Source organism: Streptomyces sp. NPDC000229 (genome assembly GCF_040300825.1).
GTDB lineage: Bacteria > Actinomycetota > Actinomycetes > Streptomycetales > Streptomycetaceae > Streptomyces.
In genome coordinates this window covers 1-20058 of sequence record NZ_JBEPEL010000037.1, presented here as the reverse complement: position 1 = coordinate 20058, position 20058 = coordinate 1, and the positions used below count along the sequence as shown (strand labels likewise).

General features: G+C 69.1%; 18 protein-coding genes and 1 pseudogene. 11 read left to right on the top strand and 8 right to left on the bottom strand.

Annotation, left to right across the window (positions count from 1 at the left end; translation table 11 throughout):
- Position 1: 1 nt before the first annotated feature.
- Positions 2-1249, top strand: coding sequence for an MDR family MFS transporter (locus ABT360_RS19340; protein WP_351817532.1), 1248 nt, complete (start codon positions 2-4; stop codon positions 1247-1249).
- A gap of 509 nt (positions 1250-1758) precedes the next feature.
- On the opposite strand, the gene ABT360_RS19335 is transcribed toward ABT360_RS19340, so the two are convergent.
- Positions 1759-2652 carry a hypothetical protein gene (locus ABT360_RS19335; protein ID WP_351817529.1) on the bottom strand — a complete coding sequence of 298 codons (894 nt, stop codon included), beginning with the start codon at positions 2650-2652 and terminating at the stop codon, positions 1759-1761.
- A gap of 241 nt (positions 2653-2893) precedes the next feature.
- Here ABT360_RS19335 and ABT360_RS19330 point away from each other — a divergent pair, with 241 nt between their 5' ends.
- Positions 2894-3346, top strand: coding sequence for a hypothetical protein (locus ABT360_RS19330; RefSeq protein ID WP_351817526.1), 453 nt, complete (start codon positions 2894-2896; stop codon positions 3344-3346).
- 272 nt (positions 3347-3618) lie between these two features.
- The gene (locus ABT360_RS19325; RefSeq protein WP_351817523.1) at positions 3619-3918 is read left to right on the top strand and encodes a hypothetical protein; all 300 of its coding nucleotides are present in this window, start codon (positions 3619-3621) and stop codon (positions 3916-3918) included.
- Positions 3919-4000: 82 nt separating this feature from the next.
- Here the strand turns inward: ABT360_RS19325 and ABT360_RS19320 are convergent, their stop codons facing one another.
- On the bottom strand, positions 4001-4699 hold the full coding sequence (locus ABT360_RS19320) for a hypothetical protein (protein ID WP_351817520.1): 699 nt from the start codon (positions 4697-4699) through the stop codon (positions 4001-4003).
- Between ABT360_RS19320 and ABT360_RS19315 the strand changes: the two genes are divergently transcribed.
- Positions 4673-4993: a hypothetical protein gene (locus ABT360_RS19315; RefSeq protein WP_351817517.1), complete on the top strand. Its 321-nt coding sequence runs from the start codon at positions 4673-4675 to the stop codon at positions 4991-4993. The genes ABT360_RS19320 and ABT360_RS19315 overlap by 27 nt on opposite strands.
- A gap of 330 nt (positions 4994-5323) precedes the next feature.
- Here the strand turns inward: ABT360_RS19315 and ABT360_RS19310 are convergent, their stop codons facing one another.
- Complete coding sequence (locus tag ABT360_RS19310; RefSeq protein ID WP_351817515.1) at positions 5324-5734, bottom strand: DUF6463 family protein; 411 nt, start codon at positions 5732-5734, stop codon at positions 5324-5326.
- Positions 5735-5914: 180 nt separating this feature from the next.
- On the opposite strand from ABT360_RS19310, the gene ABT360_RS19305 reads away from it, so the two are divergent.
- Positions 5915-6502: a TetR/AcrR family transcriptional regulator gene (locus ABT360_RS19305; RefSeq protein WP_351817512.1), complete on the top strand. Its 588-nt coding sequence runs from the start codon at positions 5915-5917 to the stop codon at positions 6500-6502.
- 210 nt (positions 6503-6712) lie between these two features.
- On the top strand, positions 6713-7396 hold the full coding sequence (locus ABT360_RS19300) for a hypothetical protein (protein WP_351817509.1): 684 nt from the start codon (positions 6713-6715) through the stop codon (positions 7394-7396).
- 990 nt (positions 7397-8386) lie between these two features.
- Here ABT360_RS19300 and ABT360_RS19295 read toward each other — a convergent pair.
- Positions 8387-9184, bottom strand: a complete 798-nt coding sequence (locus ABT360_RS19295) for a hypothetical protein (protein ID WP_351817506.1) — start codon at positions 9182-9184, stop codon at positions 8387-8389.
- Between the two features lie 1326 nt (positions 9185-10510).
- On the opposite strand from ABT360_RS19295, the gene ABT360_RS19285 reads away from it, so the two are divergent.
- Together ABT360_RS19285 and ABT360_RS19280 are read left to right on the top strand one after the other, a co-directional pair.
- Entirely contained in the window at positions 10511-10996 is a 486-nt protein-coding gene (locus ABT360_RS19285) for a hypothetical protein (RefSeq protein WP_351817503.1), read from the top strand.
- Positions 10997-13038: 2042 nt separating this feature from the next.
- Positions 13039-13644, top strand: coding sequence for a hypothetical protein (locus ABT360_RS19280; protein WP_351817500.1), 606 nt, complete (start codon positions 13039-13041; stop codon positions 13642-13644).
- A gap of 87 nt (positions 13645-13731) precedes the next feature.
- Here ABT360_RS19280 and ABT360_RS19275 read toward each other — a convergent pair whose 3' ends face one another.
- Positions 13732-14412, bottom strand: coding sequence for an NAD(P)H oxidoreductase (locus ABT360_RS19275; RefSeq protein WP_351817497.1), 681 nt, complete (start codon positions 14410-14412; stop codon positions 13732-13734).
- 114 nt (positions 14413-14526) lie between these two features.
- Between ABT360_RS19275 and ABT360_RS19270 the strand changes: the two genes are divergently transcribed.
- From ABT360_RS19270 to ABT360_RS19260, 3 genes are all read left to right on the top strand, one after another.
- The gene (locus ABT360_RS19270) at positions 14527-15456 is read left to right on the top strand and encodes an AraC family transcriptional regulator (protein WP_444852277.1); all 930 of its coding nucleotides are present in this window, start codon (positions 14527-14529) and stop codon (positions 15454-15456) included.
- Between the two features lie 659 nt (positions 15457-16115).
- Positions 16116-16550: a hypothetical protein gene (locus ABT360_RS19265; protein WP_351817494.1), complete on the top strand. Its 435-nt coding sequence runs from the start codon at positions 16116-16118 to the stop codon at positions 16548-16550.
- A 142-nt stretch (positions 16551-16692) separates the two neighbouring features.
- The gene (locus ABT360_RS19260) at positions 16693-17172 is read left to right on the top strand and encodes a diadenosine tetraphosphate hydrolase (protein ID WP_351817491.1); all 480 of its coding nucleotides are present in this window, start codon (positions 16693-16695) and stop codon (positions 17170-17172) included.
- A 20-nt stretch (positions 17173-17192) separates the two neighbouring features.
- Here the strand turns inward: ABT360_RS19260 and ABT360_RS19255 are convergent.
- From ABT360_RS19255 to ABT360_RS19245, 3 genes and pseudogenes are all read right to left on the bottom strand, one after another.
- Positions 17193-17984, bottom strand: a pseudogene (locus tag ABT360_RS19255) (ATP-binding protein).
- 15 nt (positions 17985-17999) lie between these two features.
- Positions 18000-18446 (bottom strand): hypothetical protein, encoded by a 447-nt coding sequence (locus ABT360_RS19250; protein WP_351817488.1) that lies wholly within the window; start codon positions 18444-18446, stop codon positions 18000-18002.
- Positions 18443-19603, bottom strand: coding sequence for a hypothetical protein (locus ABT360_RS19245; protein WP_351817485.1), 1161 nt, complete (start codon positions 19601-19603; stop codon positions 18443-18445). Before ABT360_RS19245 ends, ABT360_RS19250 begins: the two co-directional genes overlap by 4 nt.
- Between the last annotated feature and the right edge of the window lie 455 nt (positions 19604-20058).

The window sequence follows — 20058 nt, the reverse complement described above, 5'->3', positions numbered from 1 at the left end:
GATGAACAGCCCTGGCACCGGTACGCCCCCGGACGGCGGCCGGGCACGGTGGCGGACCTTCGTCGCCGTCCGGGTCGGTGGCCTGCCCGGCGCGTTCTGGGTGCTTTGGTGCGGCACGCTGGTCAACCGGCTCGGCGCCATGGTGAATCCGTTCCTGAGCCTCTACCTCACCGAGGTGAGGGGCGTGCCCATCGCCACCACGGGGCTGATCCTCGCGGCCGTCGGCGTGGGGTCCGTCATTTCCCAGCCGCTCGGCGGGATCATCACCGACCGGTTCGGTCGCAGGATCGCGCTCACCGGCGGAATGATCGCGAACGGCGCCGTGCTGCTCACCCTCGGCCACGCCGAGAGCCTTCCCGCCATCAGCGCCTGCGGCTTCGCGCTCGGCGTCACCATCGACCTGTTCCGGCCGGCATCTCAGGCCCTGGTCGCCGACGCCGTACCGGCCGGTGACCGCACACGCGCCTTCGGGCTCCTGCTGTGGTCCATCAACCTCGGCTTCTCCGCCGCCATGGTGATGGGCGGTTACCTGGCGACCCGCGGATTCCATCTCCTCTTCTGGGTCGACGCGGTGGCCTGCGCCGTCTTCGGCCTGCTCGTCTGGTTCGCCGTCCCGGAGACGCACCGGCCGGGCGGTGAACGCCTGGAGGGCACGTTCCGCACCGTCCTCGGGGACACGGTCATGCTGGCGTTCGCCGGTGTCGTCGTGCTGTACGCCACGGTGTTCCAGCAGGCGTTCGCCACCCTGCCGCTGGCGATGAGCGGCAGCGGGCTGTCCAGCGGGGCGTACGGCATCGTCATGGGCGTCAACGGCATCGTCGTCATCGCCGTGCAGCCTCTCATCGGCCACCGGCTCGCTTCCTTCGACAAGAGCCGGGTGCTCGCCTTCGGCTTCACGGTGGCAGCCTGCGGCAACGCGGTCGTGGCCGTCGCGTCCAGCACGGCGGTGTACGGCCTCGCGATCGCGGTGTGGAGTCTGGGCGAGGTGCTCGTCTTCGCGGTCACCGCGTCCATCGTCGCCGACCTCGCCCCCGCCCACCTTCGCGGCCGCTACAACGGCCTGCTCGGCATGGCATGGGGCACCGGTTTCCTCGTCGCCCCCGTGGTCGGCACCCGGCTCCTGATCCTCGGCGCGCCCGTGCTCTGGCTGTCGTGTGCCGCCCTGTGTGTCGTGGCCGCGGTGGCGCAACTGGTTCTCGCGCCGTCGATCCGCGGCCGTGAGCTTCTCTCCGCGAAGGCGGCCGTATGACCGCGAGGACCCATACCGACCGGACCCAGGCCGACCCCACTCACGCCGAACCGCCCCGCCCCCCACCCGTGCAACCCCAAGACACGGGGCCGGGTCACACCGTGAGTTGCGAGCGCCTGTGCGCCGCCCCGCCCCACCATCGGCCTCCGCTCCGCCGTCTGCGGCCCAGGCGCCGCCGCTGGCCGTGCCGGACCACGGGTACCCTGCGCCGTCCCGTTCCCGGGCGCCGCCGTGCCGCGCCTCCCTGCCACCGCCCCGGTCCCGTACCCAGGCGTTCGCGTGCCGACGCCGTGCTGCTCGGTGGCACGCCTCTGATTGTCCGTCCACCGCCTCCCGCCACCTTGCCGCCCAGGGGCGCTTGTTGTCGCGCGGCCGGCGCGGACTGCGGGACCGACGCTACAACGAGGCGTAGCGGGGCACGCCAGAAGCAACACCCCGGAGCACCGCGCCGGCCGATGCGGGTCCGCCACCGCTGCCCCGCCCTGTCGCTGCTCTGCCGGCGAAGCTGCTCAGAAGGGCGGGTCGGTGGCATCGCCACCGGTCCACTGGTCCTGGCCGCGGCAATCCGGTGGTCCACAGGTCGGTTTCCCGGCCGCCGTGTGGCGGCCGTCCGGAACGGTCACGGCATCGGTGCCCTCGGTTCCCGGATCGCTGCGCTTCGGCAGTTCCTCGCCCATGAAGTGGCGCCATGCAAGGGCGTCTCGGAACGGCTCCAATACTGCGGGTTGCCTGGCATGAAGGGACACCACCGCCTCGGCCTGGTCGACCAGGACAGCGGCAAGCATTCCCGGGCCCACGCAGTGCGTCTCACCGTCTGTGTAGGTCATTGAAAAGGGCTTCAGCGGGATTCGGCGGAACTGGTCGAGCAAGGGGGTGAGGTGCTCGACAGCAACGACATGGCTCCAGGCCTGGCAAGCGGCGTTGAGCTCGGTCAGGCACAGCACGTATTGGAGGAGGAAGCCGCTGAGTGGTTCGCCCTCGACCCTCGTCTCGGTCTCATGTGGGTCATAAGGGTTTTCGATGCGCCAGACGGGCGGGTCGGGCTCACCGGTGAGCGGCAAGGGCACGCCCCAGTGGCGGCAGCCCTGATTCTCGGACGCGAAGACCAGCCGATCGCGGTCCGGACCCGACACCGTCGGCGGCACAAGCAGATGGTGCGGAAGATCCTGAAGCGTCGGATGGCGACGGACCAGGTCGCAGAGAGCCGCCAGTGCCATCGGCAGCTCCTGGCTCCTCGCTGCACCGGCTTCGGCCGTGGGCTTCAATTCCCTCTGTCGTGCCGGGTGCCAGGCGCGCACGAACATCTCCAGCGCCTTCACCGGGTCCGTCGCAACGTGGGTGGCCCACTCCGTCCCAGGCGTCGGCGAGGGATCAGCGAACGGATGGTCGTCCTTGTTGATCACGTAGGGACCCTCGCACACCGAACTGACAGAGGTTGTTGGGACGGGTCTGTGAGGTTGCCTGAAAATGGCTCCCCGGCCGAGTGGGTGGGCTGACAGCTCGGGGCGCGGACGACCTTGCGGTTCAGCTGATCTGCTGTTCCCGTCGATCGCGGACGCCGTGGTGTTGTCGGCCGACGTGAATGCGTGAATACGTGAATACGTGATCGCGTACGCTGCGCTTTACGGCGTTCGAGGGGGGACCATGCGTACGATCCACAAGCTTTTGCTCGCTGCCCTGGCGGCTGGCATCGTGACGGGCGGGGCGTTGTTCTTCGTGCTCGGCCGGATGGAGGAGGCCAAGCGCGAGGCCGAACGGGAATCGATCCGCCTCGCCGCCGAGAGCATCTTCCAGGCCAAGGCCGACAAGAAGGACGCGCAGTGGCGGGCGTACCCCGCCCCCACGGGGCGTGTGTGGGACCGGGCTCGGACGAAGGTCACCCTGGACCAGGTGGAGATGCAGGGGGAGCGGGCCAAGGTCCGGATCTCAGAGATCACCACGCCCTACACGACCAGCCCCTCCGGTGCTGATCCGCAGCCGGACGTTCCCTACGTAGGGCAGTACGTCTACGTCTTCGAACCGGCTGGCGACAGTTGGAAGCTCGTCAAGGACGTCACGAAGGAGGAGTTCGGCCTCGGAGTGGCAAGCATGCCCTGAAAGCGGTGAGCGAGGCCGGGAAGCCGGGGCCGGGGTACGGCCCTCCGGCACGAGGGGCAGGCCAGGGCCTCGATCGCGGTCAGGGCGCCGCCGGCCGGGCCGGCAGGCCCCCCTCTGCAGAAGCAGGTGCGCCGTGTCACGTCTCCTTCTTCTCGGCCCCGCACGAAGTGGCTGATGCGGGGGTACAGCGGAGAGCAGAAGAGCGTGCGCTGGCTGACGTTCCCAGTTGGGGAACCCACTGCCCCGCAAAGACACCGGATTCTCCGCGAGAGATGGCTTCCGCAGTCTCGGATCGGTATTTCGTCACTGCGGTGCCCGCGTTTCGTCGGTTCGCCCTCCTGGGCGCCAAGAGTGAGCCGGACAGCTGGGTGGGGGACACGACGGGCTCATGGCGGAGACGCCACGAGCTGCCAGTGCGTGCCGCACGCGACACGGTCATGAAGGAAGCAATCACAAACCTCCCGCCCGTCGTCATCGCCGACCTGTTCGACATCCACGCTGGCACCGCAGACCGATGGGCTCAGTTCGACGACAACGCTTGGTCCGACTACCGGGCCACCTACGCCGCCTGACCCGGGTGTCGACCGGCTGTGAACGGCCCACCTGGCGGAGCAGACCAGCGAAGCGCTCTCCATCAGGTCATAGTTCCTGTGCTCACAAGGTGAGCACAGGACGGGTCGAAAAGTCCTCGCAGAGGTCCTCTCCGTCCGGGCCGTAGACGAATTCAGCCATCGAGGGATTGCGGTTGGCCGTGGCCAGGGGCAGCCACGCCAGCATGTGGCCGTAGCCGCCGCACACCGACTCGCCACCGTCGCCGCCGTGGATCGCAGTGGTGTCGCTCGTCAACTCCATGCGGTAGGTGTCGTAGGCGATGCGCAGGCCAAAGGCGTTCAGCCGGTTCTGGGGACCGGTGCGGTCTCCGTAGGGGATGCGGTCGAGTGGGCAGTCGTTTCCCCACCGGAAGAGGGTGTCCGCTCCGGCTCCACAGGCGTGTTCCCACTCGTCGGCGCTGGGCATCCGCAGGCCACGAGCTGCGAGAGCAGCCGGCATGTCAGCAGGCAGTTCGGTCAGGTTCTCGTCCTCCACTGCCATGAGTACAGTCGCCAGGACGACGTTCCGGCGAGGGCTGAGCACCTCAGCGAGGTGCGCCCGCAGGTCAGGTCCATAGCCGAAACCTTGCTCCAGGCTTTCGGCGTAGTCGGCGGTCTGCTCGGGCGTCGGCTGCCAGGTGTCGAGGTCGAAGCCCAGGGACACCGGGCCCCCGGGTATCAGAGCAAATGCCTGCCCGTCCCGCTCGATCCGGACGCGGTGCAGCGGGGCACCCAGGTGTTCGACGGTTTCGACGTCGGTCACCCGGCCATTCACCAGGGCGGCGGCTTCATGGGCGACGCGATGTGCAGTCGTCGACTCGAAGTACCGCCACTGGTTGAGAGTGAGATCAGCAAGAGGCACGGACCGCAGTGTCGCACGCGGGTCAAGGAGCAAGAAGCACGGGCCCGGGGCGTCTTCCTCGCCGCGCACCGGCGCTTCAAGCAGGTTGCCGCCGTACTGCGCGCCGACACCGCTGCCCAGCCCTTCGTCGCCGCTCCGACCGAGCTGATCCAGGCACAGGCCGACACCACCGGCTTTGTCTCGCTTGCTGGCTGAGCAGCAGGGGGCCTGCGGGCGACATGGAAGGAGGCGTGGTGGGAGTCGGTCCTGTGCAGTGAGAGGGCACCATGAGGCCCGACATGAGGTAGTTCTTGTCGGCGCCCTTCAGCATGGCGGTGTCGGTGGAAGGGGCGTTGTAGTCGCCGGTCGGCCGGAGGGTCATGGAGGCGACCTGGTCGTTGTGGGGACCTCGGTGCCGGGGAGCTCAGTCCGGTCAGGAACGGGGAGCCGGCGTTGCCGGACTGCAAGCGGGCCGCAGGCTCCTCAAGCTGGGCGAACGGGGGAGCCTCATACCGACATACCACCTGTCACTGGCGGGACCTGTGTTCACGCTTGTGGAAGCCCGGCCCTGGGCGCGGGGTTGTCGCGGCGGGCGCGGCGGGCTCCGATCAGCAGCAGCGCGCACGCCAACAGGAAGAGCGGCCAGGGCGTGAACGGGAGGACCACGGCGTCGACGACGGTCCAGGTTCCCAGCGTCCATGCGATGAACGTTGGCGGCGTGAGGCCGCGGCGGTCCAGCCACAGCACCGTCAGGCCGACCAGAGTGAGCGGCACGCCGAAGCTTGCCAGGCTCAGGAAGTACGCGCTGCCCGCCGGGCTCATATCGGCGAGGTCCTCGCTCCACAGTCCGCCGCTGAACCATGTCCCGGCGTGACGCGCGGCCTTCTCCGCCGTCAGGGCGGCGACCGTGTGTGCGGCTCCGCACACCGTGATGATCCAACCAGCCGACTTGATCACTGAGTTCTCCGTTCTCGTCGCGAAGCCGCTTCGTGCGGCTTGGTCGCGGTGGTCTCTGCGTAGCGGGGCCAGTGATCTCCGAAACCATAGTTCCGAGACCATGGTTCCGATACGGACGTTCCGTATCATGCAGGCATGACAGGGAAAAGGCAACGGGGTGGACGCCCCCGAGACAGTCGTGTGGACCACAAAATCCTGCAGTCCACCCGTGAGTTGATCGACGAAGTCGGCTACCCGGGCCTGACCGTCGACCAGGTCGCGGCGCGCGCCGGGGTGGGCAAAGCGGCTATCTACCGGCGCTACGCCTCCAAGGCCGAGATGGCGTTCGTCGCCACCATGCACGAGCAGCAGCTGCCTCCGCTGGTCGGCACCGGCTCCTTGCACGGAGATCTGCTGGCGCTGGTCCGCGCGTTCCACGTCCGCATGGCCGCCCCGGCGGCTCGACAGCTGGCACCAGCCCTGATCAGCGAACTTGCCGGCAAACCCGAACTGGATACCCGGTTCCAAGACACCTTCCTGGCCGACGAACAGGCCCGCTTCGCAGAAATCATCGAACAGGCCGTGGCCCGCGGCGAGCTGGCCGGGGCCGTCGACCCCGCGATGGCCCACCTACTGCTGCTCGGCTCCCTGGCGTCGGCCCTGTACATCCTCAACCTGCCTGTGGACGACGCGATGGTCACCGACCTCGCCGCCGCTGCCGCGGCAGGAATCACCGCCCTGGCCGAACGGCACCACAAAAACCCCGGTGGAGCCGCCGAGCCGCGCTGACAAAGCTCGCGGTGCAGCGCCCGAGGGGCAACATGGCCCGGCTCGCCGACGATCCGGCCGAAGTGGCCAGACCTCCACCGAGCTCGTCCTCATCGCCGGCGCCTTGCTGGTACTCGCCATCCGCACCAGGCTCATGAAGAAGGCAGGCATCATTAATGGCGGCCGAACCGCCTGAACCAGAGCCCGTCCCCCAGTAGTTGGGAGCAGCCCGTGCCCGAACCCTTACCCGCCCAGCAGACCCCTGGCTGGTCCTACCTCGACGATCACCTCTGGCACACCTGTGAGATCGTCGCCGACGTTCTTGGCGGCACCGTCGCCCAGCGACCCCTGCTCGCCACCCGCGCCCCCCTGGCCCCAGGCGAACGGGCCCTGGCGGTGGGACCCGCCACCCGCTTGACGTGGCGCGCCTTCGGAAACGGCTCCTACACCAGCAGCCAAGTCGTCGCGTTCGGCAGTCCGGCGTTCGTCATCGGCAGCCTCCTCGGCAACGCGGTCGGCAACTCCGTACGTCGCCGGCAGGCCGCTCGAGACGCACAGCCCCGCTGGGTGGTCGATGGCGGAGGCGAGCTCACCGTCACCCCGCGCAAGGCGCACTTCGCAGGTCAGAACACGTCCAACGAGCTGAACTACACCGGCCTCGACAGCATCGACCTCGTCGGCCCCGACATGGTCGAAACCAGTTTCATCAGCACTGTGGGCCGGCCCTGCACCTTGCGACTCCAGACCCTCTGGGCGTCTTTGATCTTCGTTCTCGCCGCTTTGGAGGCCTTTCCCAGCCACCCCCGCCTCCTTGCCCGTGGGTGGCTTCCGCTCGGCTTTGAGCAACGCTGCGCCGCCATGGGCAGGCCCTGTAAGCCTGCAGCCGAAATCGCAGCCAGAAGCCGGACCCGCTGACCCTGTCCCGCCGCCCTGCTGAGACTCGCCGTCCAACCCACTCACCGAGAAGATCGGCGTCATCAACGGCGGCAGACCCCGCCCCCGGCCCCGCGCCACCGAAGAAGAAACAGCCAGGTGATCCTACCTGGGCGACAGTGCGCAGAACTCCCGTACCCCTAACCGGATCTGACCCACCGGATGGGCCGCGGCGAACGGGAACGCCTCCGCCCTGGTGGACGCGGCCGACGCGCTGAACGGTGACGCGTTCGCCTGCGCCTCTTCCTACAACAGCGCGGCATGTCGTCCGCTGAGGGCGGCCTGACCCCCGCCCTGCTCCCGGGCCGGACCACGCCGACGGGTACAGCGTGTGCTGGCACCTACGCCAAGCAGCACGGCAGTATGGTCCACCTGTTCTCCCCGAACGGCACCGACCCCACGTTCAGCGAGGTCTGCGGCCGGTCGGCTGTCTCCGGCATGCACAACCAGGAATCCATGGGCAACCCGCCGCGCCGTCGCGGTGCCGTACCGCGGGGCCGCCGTTCTGTTCCCATGTTGTCGGCCGTCCCGCCCGGCCGCGCCCTGGCCGCGCGGGTCTGGTCGACCGCTCCCCGTGCCCCGTTCCGGCGTCACCGTTCCGTCGGGGGCTGGTGGTCCGTCGTCGTGCCGTTGCCCGGGGCTGTGCTCCGCCGGGCCGTCCGCCGTTCCGTCGAGCTTGGTTCGCCGCCGGCGTCGTGTCCGCGGCGGGGCCCGAGTGCCCGCGCCCGCGTCTGCTCTCCCGCGCGGTCGCGCCCGGATCGCATCCGGTGTCACCGGGGCGCGCTGGGGCTCGGCCGTCCGCCGTCGGCTCGGTCGGCCGTCGTGCTGGCTGTTGCGGGGTCGGCGGCACGGTGCCCGCGTCGTGAGACGTGGAACCCGGCACGGCACGCAGATGGGCATCCACCGCTGGGTGAAGCGGACATCCCCCGCCGTAAGCGCCGCCTTGAGTCGCTGAGGATGTCGGCACCCGGGCTATCTCCCCATTGCCCCCCGCAGCGTCACACCCCACCGGGTCCGCAACCTGTGCACCTCCCAGACCGACAGTGCCGTGACCGAGACGGGGCCGCCGAGGAGGAAGGTGTAGAGGACGAGGGGCGGAGCCGCCACGTCGGGGCCGTCGAACAGGCCCAGCCCGAAGAGGGACCACACCAGCAGCGGGGAGATCAGGGCCGGCAGCAGCTCGTGCACATCGCCCAGGCGGAAGCAGGAGTTCACCCCGTACACCAGCGCGACCAGCGTGCACAGCAGCGCGAAGACCAGGACCAGCGCGCAGACCACCGTGCCGACGAAGAACAGCACCATGACCAACAGGCCGATCAGGATGCCGTGGTAGCCGATGTCGGCCGTCGAGATGATCTCGCCCTTGAGCATCTTGACCATCAGATACGACACTCCGGCGCCCAGCGCGATCGAGCCCAACGAGCACAGCGGACCGAGCAGCCGGGCGGCGTACCGGCGGCCCAGCGGCGCGCGGGCCGCGACGATGAAGGCCGTCACCGCCACGAAACCGACCGTGAGCGTGAGCCCGCCTCCGATGAGCAGGTCCTCCAGCTTGCCCAGGACGACCTTCTCGCGGCCCTCGGCCAGCGGGAACGCCAGGAGCAGCCAGGCGGTGGCGATGAAGCCCACCGCCGTACGGGCCCACTGCAGGCCGGTGATGAGCGGGTCCTCGATCCGGTCGGGCCGGGACGGGGCGGACATCGCCGTGGCGACCGCGAACGGACTGGGTATCGACCGGAGGGACGACGACGCGCCCCGGCGGGTGTTCACTGATGCTCCCCCGAACACATGAAACGTACGAACGCGCAGACGGATGGATACACGGATACGGAGATCCGTCCGCGTATCACGTGCGCGACTGTCCGCGGTGGCGGGCGCGCCCGCCGTGCGGGCATACCCGGCCACGGCAGAGCGGCGCTCACCCACCGATGGCTGTAATGGCCCTGACACCTTAGCCGACCTGGCCGGACTTCTCGTCACCCTGCCGGAAAGCCCTGCCGCGCCGGTGCAAGACCTCCTCCACCGACACTGTCCGAGCGGATCCCCGCACCTCCCGGTGCGCCCGATCAGGCAGCGAGACGATGCGACAGGTGCCCGGCGAACGCTTGGTCAGGCGGCGGGTCATCCAGGTGATGGCGGACCAAATGATCAGGCTCTCGGAGGGCTGGAGGAGCCGTTCGTCGTCGCGTGCGTGTCGGTCGGCATGCCTGATCCACGCGAGCGATCGTTCCCGGCGGGCCCGCGCGTCACCGGGTTCTGCTTCCGCTCCGGCCCGGCCGCGGCCTGGCTGGAGGTGCTGAACGAGCACACGCCGAGCACCCGCTGCGCCTCGCCCTCGTCTGCGCCTTCACCCCGAGGCCGCAGCCGGCAGCCTTCGACCGCGGTGAAGGATCGCCTGTGGCAGAGATGAACACGTTCGCGTTCAAGCTCGAACTGAGCCCTGTGGTCCGGGACAAGGCCCGTGCTACCGGTACGCGCGGGAGGCTGCCGAAGCCATCCAGAGCTACGACGTCAACGCCCGGCTCACAGTGCCCGGCGAGACTGCTGAACTGACCGAGCTCACGGTTCCGGCGAGGCAATGGCCGTCGGCGGCCTGGTCCGGCACGACGGCTTCGGCGTGGGCCTTGGCCGTCGCGGCACTCCCTCGTCGACGCAGCCGGTGCCTACGCGCCTGCTTTCACGGGCCGGTGAGGATCGAGGGGGTGCTGATGCGGCGCCAGGTGGGTGATGTCCTGCTCGCTACGGATTGTCTCCAGCCCGTCAGGGCCAGGTCGCACGGCCGTCCCTTCCCAGGTGGGCCGAAGACTCCAGGCGCGCGCTGGACGCCTCGCACATCTTTGTGACCGACATTCAGCTGCACTGATCGGCGCAGGGGTGGCCAGTTCTCTCCACGGTGCCCCGGCTGGTGAGGCGACGGAAGGCGGAGCACCATCGACAAATGGCCTAAAAATGAGAATTGCGGCTAAAATTTGATGAGTCAGGCTATTTTAGGGACATTTAGTCATTCTTGAGAGTGTACAGCGTGTCGTACTTCCCTACGTTGAAGCCTGTCGGGCGGAGAATCTCTCCCCCTGCACAAACCGAAGGAAGTACCTCATGCGCTCCATGCGCACCACGGCCACTGCCCGGACCTTCCTGATCGCCGCAATCGCCGTAGCCGGTCTGACCGTCACTCCTGCCCTCGCCTCCGCCCAGCCCGGCGCGGGCAGCGCCCGGGCTCACAACGGAGTCGGCGCCCCCGGCAGTAATGGCACCAACGGTGTCGGGATCCTCGGCGGTATCGGTGGCCTCGGCGGCACCGGTGGCAACGCCACCGGCAGCGCAAGCGTCGGCGGCACCGGTGGCAAGGGCGGCGTGGGCGGCGTGGGCAATGCCGGTGCCGGTATCGCGGGTGGCAAGGGCGGCAATGGCGGAGCCTCCAAGGCCGGGGGCGGCTACACCGGTGGCACAGGCGGCGCCGGCGGCGCGGCCAGTCCGGTGTGCCCGGGCAAGCCGGGCGGCAACGGCACCGCCGCCACCATGTTCGCGAACGGCACCACCGGCATCACCGGCGCTGCCGGCAAGACCACTCTCCCCTGTTGACCACCTCTGGTGAGCGGGTCGCCGGGACAGGACAGGAAGCACCGCTCCGGGACACACACCCCGTGACCACTGATTGCTAATGGGCAGTCAGTGGAGTGCGGCACCCGGACAAGCGCCCGGCTGCGATTCCTCAGCCGGGTGCTTTCCGTCGTACGCGTAGTGCGGGGCGTGGCTTCTTCGGCCGGTGGCGGGGGAGCGGTACGCAGGTATGCGCGCCATGGCGGCGGAGTCGTCTGCTGTGCGACGGTTGCCGGAGGCCTGGATGGCTGGCTGCCGCGCGCAGCCCAGGGGAGCGCACCCCCTCCCACTGCGCGGCCCGCTGCCGCGAGACCGCCCAGGCCGCCGCCCCGCCGACGATCAGCACCAGGACGACCGGGACCCACGGATACGCACGTACGAAGTCCACCACCGCCACGAGCCCGCTCCCGCCGACGGCCCCGTCCCCGACCCGGCCGCCACCCGGCTGGCACGCAGCCGCAGTGGCTGGAGGAGTTGGTCGGTGCCGTTCGTCCTCCGCGACCGGCGTCGGCTCACCGCCCGCCCCTGGTCCGGTCCCACTTGATCGGGTACGACACCGTTGGCACCGGACGCGGAGCGGTCTCCTCCCACCCGGGCCGGCGGATCGGGTACGACACGGCAGGGGCCGGGTGGGGCGTCGGCTTCTCCCAGCCGGGCCACTTGATCGGATACGTCACCGCCGACGAGGACCGCGGCGCTGGTAACCGCTCCGAACCCGCCCCGCCGCCTGATGACGTCCCGGAGCCGCCGAAGATGAACACGGCCGCCACGATGCCGATGGCGAGCGCGGTTTCCCGGCTCGTCCCGGCCGGCGCCCGCCAGTGTGACCGGACCACTGTCCCGTCCTGCTTGGTGTAGCCCTTGACGAACGGCAAGGCCGAAGCCCCCTCCCTCCGGTCGGTTGCGCGCTCTCCCGCGCAACCGACCAATGTAGAGCCATCCGCTGACAGCGCGTCATGGTGTGATCGCTATGAATGATCCTGAAGGGGCCCGCCGGCCTCTCTGCGGGTCGCGGAGTGAATGCGCTGTCGGGCATATGAGGAGGTCGACCGCGCGGCAGGAGCCGGCGAGCCGGCCCGAAGCCATGCACCGGGCCGAGTGCCGCAAGTCTTCAAGGAGCAGATCAGTACCCGCGTCAGGGTGCGGCCCGAGCTGGAAGACGCATATGCAGAAGGCCGGCGACTGGCCTTCCGCTCCTGGCCCGGACAGGCCCCTACCAGCGGCGAAGGCAAGCCCGTTGCGATCCTAGGACTGAGGATCGGGCATTTGTGCGGTGGGCGTATTCGCTCCACCGATGCCGCCCAAGACAACGGCATCACCGTGCCCGAGACGGAAACTCCCCGGAGAGCCAGGAACGTTCGCTCTTTGCTACCGGTGACAGAAAGGCTGCCGAACAAGCATGTGTGACAAGCCCGGTGGCCCACTGCTGCCAACCAGGCTGCTTCCACCGGTCTCGTTCACCAGCTCAACCGGCCCTGCCGGTGACAACCACTGCGCTTCGGCTCAACCCGTATCCGGACCCGGAGAACGACGCGGAGCGGACGGCGAACCGTCGGGCCGAAGACGACTGCCGGCGCCAGGAGGAGAACGCGGCCACCGTCCTCGACCGAGCTGAAGGCCTGGGGTCGTGGCGGTGGACCGGTCGCCGCGTGCCGGCCCGGTACGCCCTCGCGGCGGGCGGTCTCGCCCCTCTGTGCGTCGGGAGGGGCGGGCGGTCCTCAGGGGCAGCGCATACGGACGTGCGTGGCAGGGCCCAGGTCGGTGGGGGAGAGGGGCAGCAACTGGTTCCAGAGACGCTGAAGGACCTCCATTCCCAGCGAACCGGTAAGTCCCGCCCCGGGGCGGTACCGGCCCAGGGGCGCGGTGCGTCGCGGTGAACCGCGGCGCCGGGCCGGCCATGGTCCGCGTCTTGCACGTTTGCCCGGGGAACGCGGTGGAAGAGTTGACCCCGACGACCGGCCGGCCGAGTCGCCGGCGGGACGGCCGATTCCGCTCGACGCCCTGAACAGAACAGGAGCCCGCCGTTGCGCCTCTACGCCCAGACTCCCGCACGCCGGAACCGCCAGGTGCTCGTGGACCTGATCGCCGTGGCCCTGATCGCCCTCACGGTGTGGGCGGCATTCTTCGTCCGCGACGTGATCATGCAGCTGGCTGAGCCGGGGCGGAAGGTCGAGAGCTCCGGAGACGGCCTCGCCGAGGAGCTCGGCAACGCCGGGGACGCGGCGTCGGACGTACCGCTCATCGGCGACGTCCTGAAGAAGCCGCTCCAGTCCGCAGCCGACTCCAGTACCGGCTTCGCCGACGCCGGCGCATCGTTCCAGGAGACCGTCACCCAGGTCGCCGACGTGACGACCACGGCTCTCATCGTCGTCCTCGTGCTCCTCATCCTGGTTCTGTGGCTTCCCCCGCGCCTGCTCTGGATTCGCCGCAGCGTGATCGTCCGCCGTCTCGCCGACGCGCCGGGCGGCGCCGACCTGCTCGCCCTGCGCGCCCTCACCGGCCCGCCGACTGCCCTCGTCAAGCTGCCCACCCCGCCCGGCGGATTCGCCGACGCCTGGCGCCGGGGCGACCAGGAGGTCATCGCCACCCTCAGCGCGGCCGCCCTCGCACACACTGGACTGCGCCCCTGACGCACGCCTCCCAGGGCGAGGGACGGCCGACGGACGGATAAGGCCGGGGGACCGGGGGGTGCGTACGGGCCGCCGGCTCCCTGGCGGTCAGACCGCCACGAGTTCCTCGGCGACGAAGCTCTCCACGAACTCCCGCGCACGCCGGTCGAGATCGGCGTACTGCGCCTCCCGCTCAGCGCCCGTGACCGCTTCGCCGACCAGGAGGTTGCCTTCGGCGTCGACGCGCTGCGGGCGCTCCTCCGCGTCGGTGAGCAGGCCGACGGTGGAATGGGAGAAACCGCAGTAGTAGGCGATGCCTTCGCTCAGATTGGTCTCGAGGACGGTTTGCATCCCCTCCACGATGGGATCGTCGGCAGTGGCGCCGGCCAGGCCCAGCCACAGGATGCGCTTGCCGGCGAGGCGGGGCTTGCTGCGGCCGTAGGCGAACCCGTAGTTCCATACGCGGTCGATCCAGCCCTTGAGGATGGCGGGCACGCTCTGCCAGTACACCGGGAAGACGGCGACGATGACATCGGCGTCGAGGATGCGCTGCATATGGGCGTGCGCTTCGTCCGAGTACGCCTTTTCCCTGTTGCCCCAGTCCGGCTGGTCCGACACGTTCATCCGCGGGTCGAACCCCTCGGCGTGCAGGTCGAGCAGGTCGATGCGGTACCCGGCGGCTTCGAGTTGGGCGGCAGTGCGGCGGGCGGTGTGCGCGGTGAGGGAATCGGTGCGGTGGTGTGCGACGACCACGAGGGCTGTCCTGGCATGGCTGTCGTGCTGCGTCACGGTGTCTCCCGGCTGGTCTCGGTTCGATGCGATGCATCCAGTACAGCCACGGTGACGTAGATGATCCATAGGAGAAACGCTCCAGAACATAGGAGATCGTCTAAGCTGCTTCCCGTGGATCCTTTGAGTTCCTTACTGAGTGGCATCCGGGCCGAGGGTTCGGTCGTCAGCCACGCCGTACTGACGGCACCCTGGACCATCCGCTTCGCCGACGACGCACCGCTCACCATGATCAGCGTGCTGCGCGGCGGGGGCACCCTGCTGCTGCCCGACGGCACCGAGCGAGCGGTCGGCGCGGGCGATACGGCCATCGTGCGCGGCCCCGTACCGTTCCATCTCGCGGACCATCCGACCACTGTCCACAGCCCTCATGCCGCGTACGAGATCGCCTGCTTCACCACGGACGCCGAGTGCACCGCCCAGGAACTCGGCGGAATCCACTGGGGCACCGACTCGGAGGAGGCGACCGCGCTGATCGTGGGCGCCTACCGCGCCTCGGGCCATCGCCACGAGCGGCTCCTGCGTGCCCTGCCGCCCGTCCTGGTGATCAAGGAGGACGTCGAGGTCTGTGCCTGGCTGGAGACGGCCGCCGCCGACGCCGCCCAACTCTCGGCCGGTTCGCAGGCGCTGATGGACCGGCTCCTCGACTGGGCCCTGGTGTGCACGTTGCGCACCTGGTTCGACCAGGCCGGCGCCGACGCGCCCGGCTGGTACCGGGGCCTCGCCGACCCAGTCCTCGCCCCCGCCCTGCAGGCCTTCCACGACCGGCCCGCCGAGGCCTGGACGGTGGAGTCGCTGGCCACTCGAGCCGGCGTCTCCCGGGCGCTGTTCGCCAAGCGCTTCACCAAGCTGATGGGCCGCCCGCCCCTCGCCTACCTCACCGAATGCCGCATGGACGAGGCCGTGGCGCTCCTGACCGACACCGACCTCAGCATCGCCCAGATCGGAAGGTCCGTCGGCTATGCCGACGCTTTCGGCTTCAGTGCCGCGTTCAAACGACACAAGGGCCTGAGCCCCAGGGCGTTCCGCGCCGCGGCGGCCTGAGCTCCGGTCCGGCGACCAAGGGGGCGCTCTTCTCACGAGCGTCGCTCTACGTACGGTGTGCCAGGCCGCCCACCGCCCTGCCCGCTCTGTGCCCGAGGCCGTGGTACGCCCCGAGTGCGCGTCGGCTCATGACCGGCGTCCTGCGGAGTGCTGGACCCCTTCAAGCCCTACCACGACCCCCGCTGCACCGAGACCCTCGGCCACCTCAGCTGCAGCCGCCTGTTCTGGTGATCCGCGAACGCGCCTGTCGTGGCAGCCGCCAGGTCGTCCGCAAGCACCTCGCCGCCCTCCGCGCCGGCAGCCGACAACCCGTCCGGGCGGACATCCCCAGCCCCCGCAAGATCACCGGCTGGATCATGCAACTCCAAGAGACCCTCACACCCAGCAGGAGCGGCGCCTGCTCGACGTCCGGATCGTCTGCCCGGATCTCCCAGGGCCTGCGATCTCGCCAGAGGCTTCACCGAACTTGTCCGCAACCGACGCGGCTTCCTGCTGAACGAATGGATCCGCCAGGCCGAACAGGACGCCCCGAAACCTATGAGCGGCTTCGCAGGCTTCCTGCGCCAGGACCTTGCGCCGTCACAGCCGGCCTCACCTCGAATGGAACTCCGGCGTCGTCGAAGGACACGTGAACCGGGTCAAGACCTTGAAAGAGGACGGTGTATGACCGGGCCTCATTCGAACTCCTGCGGACACGCATCCTCACTCAGCTCTGCCTCGGAATACCCGATCTTACAGAGATCGGCGTACCCACCAGCGGTAACGGTGACCGGCCGCTCGATGCCGCCCTGGCCGATATGGCCAACAACGTCTGCGGCATCCTCGAAGGTGGCCTCGACCCCGTCCTGGTGGCATTCCGCTTGGGCTCACTTGGCTGGAGCACACGGTCAGCCTCCTGGTGCTCCTACGAAGCCGAGACCGCTTGGTGCCGCATCGAAATCGATCAGACCGACGACGGGGCAACCCTGGTCAATGGCGTGATCGCCCCTCAGCGGATCGACGACCTGGCCACGCTCTTAACCGGACTCGGCCGGCAGCACAGCCTCGAACTCTCTGATGAGAACGACGACGTCGTCGAAGAGCGGCGCCACTGACCATCAGCTTCACGGAATCACGGGTCAGAGCCTTGAAGACGGCCGGGGCCGCTCCTCGCCCCACTTGCTTGGTCTTTGGACTGTGTGAGGAGGATGGGGATCGAAGAGCGGTCCTTGATCACCGGAAGGTAGGTTTTGGCAAGTGACTGCTGACTGGCGGACGGACCGGATCGGGACTGCGCTGAGGGGCGAGAACCCGACCGTGCTGCGGCGGCTGACGGCGGGATTCGCGGTGATCGGGGATGTTCAGTTCCTGCCGGGCTACTCGGTTCTGCTCGTGGACGAGCCGGATGTGCAGCGGCTGTCGGACCTGCCGAGGGCGAAGCGGCTGTCGTTCCTGTCTGACATGGACCAGCTCGGTGAAGCGGTCGAGCGTGCTTGTCGGCGGCTGGACCCGGCTTTCCGCCGGGTCAACTTGGAGATCCTGGGGAACACGGACCCGTTCTTGCATGCACATGTCTGGCCGCGGTTCGAGTGGGAGCCGGCCGACGTGGTGGGTGCTCCGGTGTGGCTCTATCCGCGTGAGCGGTGGAGTGACGAGCAGTTCAGGCTCGGACCGCGGCATGACGCGCTGCGGGATGCGATCGGCAGCGAACTGGACCGGCTGCGCTCGGTGGCCTGACGTTTCGGGCGCGCCGACCGTCAGGTCGGCGGGCCGGGTGATCGGTGACGGTCAGCCGATGCTCGCTGGAGGCGTCTGAGCGGGCTGATGTCGGTGACGCGGTTGATGATCGTGGAGCGGGCGGCTTCCTGGGCGGTGAGCACGGCGACGACCGTGACGGGCTGGTCGCAGTGCGGGCAGTTCCGGACTGCCGTCGGCGCCAGTAGGTCGACGGTTCCGGGGGCCGTCGATGCCGACGACGGCAGCTCGGTGCAGAACCGGTCGAGCATGGCGGTGGCGACGGCGGCGTCGCCGAACGCTCCGGCCCAATCGGCGATCCCGACGTTGGTCGTGAGGATCGTGCTGGACTTCAGGCACCTCTGGTTGATCACCTGGAACAGGGCTGCCGGCCTCGGGCAGCGGCAGATAGCGAAGCTCGTCGATGATCAGATGCAGATCCTCCAACGGCCTTCGAGGGCGGCGTTGTGGCACTTGCCTGCGAGTTCGGCGGCGGTGGCGAAGTGGACGCGGTGGCCGGCGTCGACAGCCGCTCGTCCGAGAGCGACGGACAGCATGGTCTTGCCCACTCCGGGCGGGCCGACGAACAGCACGTTGGAGGCGTCGTACAGGAAGCGCAAGGTGGCCAGGTCGCGGATCGGCTTCTCGCCGACGCCGGGCTGGGCGGCGAAGTCGAAGCCGGCCAGGGTCCAGGGCTCGGGCAGGAAGCGAACCGTTCCCGGGCGGCGAGTTTGCGGGCTGTCGACGTACTCGCGTATGTGGCTCTGGCAAGATTTTCGTAGCCGGAGATCATTTCGCGCTGACGCTTCCTGCAAACTGACGCTGCTGAGTCACAGCGACCACCAGCAGTACAGCCCCAGGCGGCTCGCCTTAGCGCGATGTGCAAGGCTGGCCAGGGCTTCCAGAGCAGCGGCCGCGGTTTCGGCATCAAACTGGCTCTGCTGCAGTTCATCGGTCATGGACCATGACTCGGCGAAGCGCACGAGGTCATCTGGTGTCGCAGTGACGAGTGCCTCGATCAGAGAGTCCGACAGACTGAACACGAAGGGGCCATCGGCTTCCGGCGATGACAACAGCTGCCCGGATCGCGGGCGTTGGCTGGCTTCCTCATAGCTGCAGCCCGTCGCGATTGCTTCCAGCTGGGCGATGGTGACCACCGGGTCGATGCCTTTGAGGGGAACCACGTCCAGCGCGGCCTGGGACGGACCACCGGGCACCGCAACCACGGCGGCGGCAGTGTCGTCGTCAGTGGCGGCGAAATAGTCACAGAGAGTCATGGCGCCGATTCTGACATCCACGGCTGCCAGGCCCCCGACGTGGTGTCCGGGCAGGCGTAAGGACCAAACCACGGGGTCAAATTCCAGGGGCCAGCGCCGATCTCGCGATGGTGGTCGGCCGGTCCGCATAGCGGCGGCGGAGGTGGGCGATCAGGACGACGCGGTGGCGGAGAAGCGGGATGCCGGCGCGGCCGCCCATCAGGCGTTTTTGGAGCTTCACGTCGGTGATGCGGCCTTCGTTGCCCCCCGGAGTTGTCAGGGGTGCTGATTCCCTGGGTGACTGCATGCCGGTCTTCGCGCATGGCTCCGGCGAGGCCGGCGAGTGGGGCCAGCCCGCTGTTGGCGAGGTCGTCCAGCCAGCCTGGCAAGAGTGTCGCGTCACGGTTGTCGAGCGTGATCGCAAACCGGCGGACCAGGTCGTGGGTGTGCCTGAGTTCAGGGCACTGGTCAAGGAGCCGGGGTAGGCGGTCGTTGATGTGCGGGCTGCGGCGGTCCGGGTGGGTGGTGACCCAGCGGGCGGCTTCGCGCGGGGAGGGCGGTCGCTCGCGTGGTTCGTCCAGGGGCAGGCCCCGTCGTAGGGGTGTGACGGCCATTTTCACGCGCTGGTAATGGCCGAGGTAGCCCTTGGTCTGGAGTTCCTCGTGCAGGATCTTCGCGCTGTGCTGCCCTTCGTCCCAGCGTTGTTGCAGGTAGTCCAGGTAGGGGTCCAGGGTGGAGGGCGTGCGGGGCGGGCGGTGCATCACTTCCTGCCAGGTGTGGGCTCGGGCGTATGTGCGTACGGTGCGGCGGTCCAGGCCGAGCTCCCGGGCCACGGAGCTGTGGCTCCGGCCGGTGCGGGTCAGGGCGTGCACGGCCTCGAACAGCCTTCGGGCATGCCGCCCGGCCCGGGTGTTGGCCGCGGTATTCTCCGCGGTTTCCTCGACCGATGCGGGAACGGCCTCGCCGACCGGGGGCAGTGCTGCGGGCAGGCAGCCGCGGTGGGCGGAGGCGATGTCCTGAACGCGGCGGGAGAGGCCCTGCCAGAGGTGGAAGCGGTCGCTGACCTGCAGTGCGTCGGGGGCGCCGGCGGTGATGCCCTGCCGGTAGGTGAGGGAGCCGTCGCGGCAGGCGACCTCGACGCCCGGGTGTTCACGAAGCCAGCGGCCAAGCTGTTCCACGTCGCGTCCCTCCCAAAGTGTGAGGGGGAGTCGGGTGTGGTGGCATCGACGAGGAGGGTGCCGTAGGTGTCGCCATAGAGCGCGAAGTCGTCCACCCCCAGCACTCGGGGTGTCTGCAGTGGCGGAAGCGGCACCCGCATCAGCTGCGACAGAACGGTGCACCGCGAGAGCGTGACGTTCAGGATCCGCGGCATCCGGGCACCGCCCCGGCCGGCCAGCACCACACCGACGGCCTCCACCAGGCGCTGCAACTGTGGTGTGCGCCGCTGGTACCGCACGGTCAGCTCCGGCACCTGCTCGGCGAAAGTCACCTTCAGACAAGAAGGGTTTTCGCAGTACAGGCGGCGTACGGACAAGTCGATGCGCCCAGCGGGAACTCCAGGAGGAGGCCGGCATCTCCGCCTCCTCCTGGAGGAACCTCGGTTCCTACGCCATCACCCTCGGTTCTACCGCTC

Excerpts from the sequence above, each read along its gene's own strand:
- ABT360_RS19340 (WP_351817532.1), top strand. The coding sequence starts at position 2 with ATGAACAGCCCTGGCACCGGTACGCCCCCGGACGGCGGCCGGGCACGG.
- ABT360_RS19330 (WP_351817526.1), top strand. The coding sequence starts at position 2,894 with ATGCGTACGATCCACAAGCTTTTGCTCGCTGCCCTGGCGGCTGGCATC.
- ABT360_RS19325 (WP_351817523.1), top strand. The coding sequence starts at position 3,619 with ATGGCTTCCGCAGTCTCGGATCGGTATTTCGTCACTGCGGTGCCCGCG.
- ABT360_RS19285 (WP_351817503.1), top strand. The coding sequence starts at position 10,511 with ATGCGCTCCATGCGCACCACGGCCACTGCCCGGACCTTCCTGATCGCC.
- ABT360_RS19250 (WP_351817488.1), bottom strand. The coding sequence starts at position 18,446 with ATGACTCTCTGTGACTATTTCGCCGCCACTGACGACGACACTGCCGCC.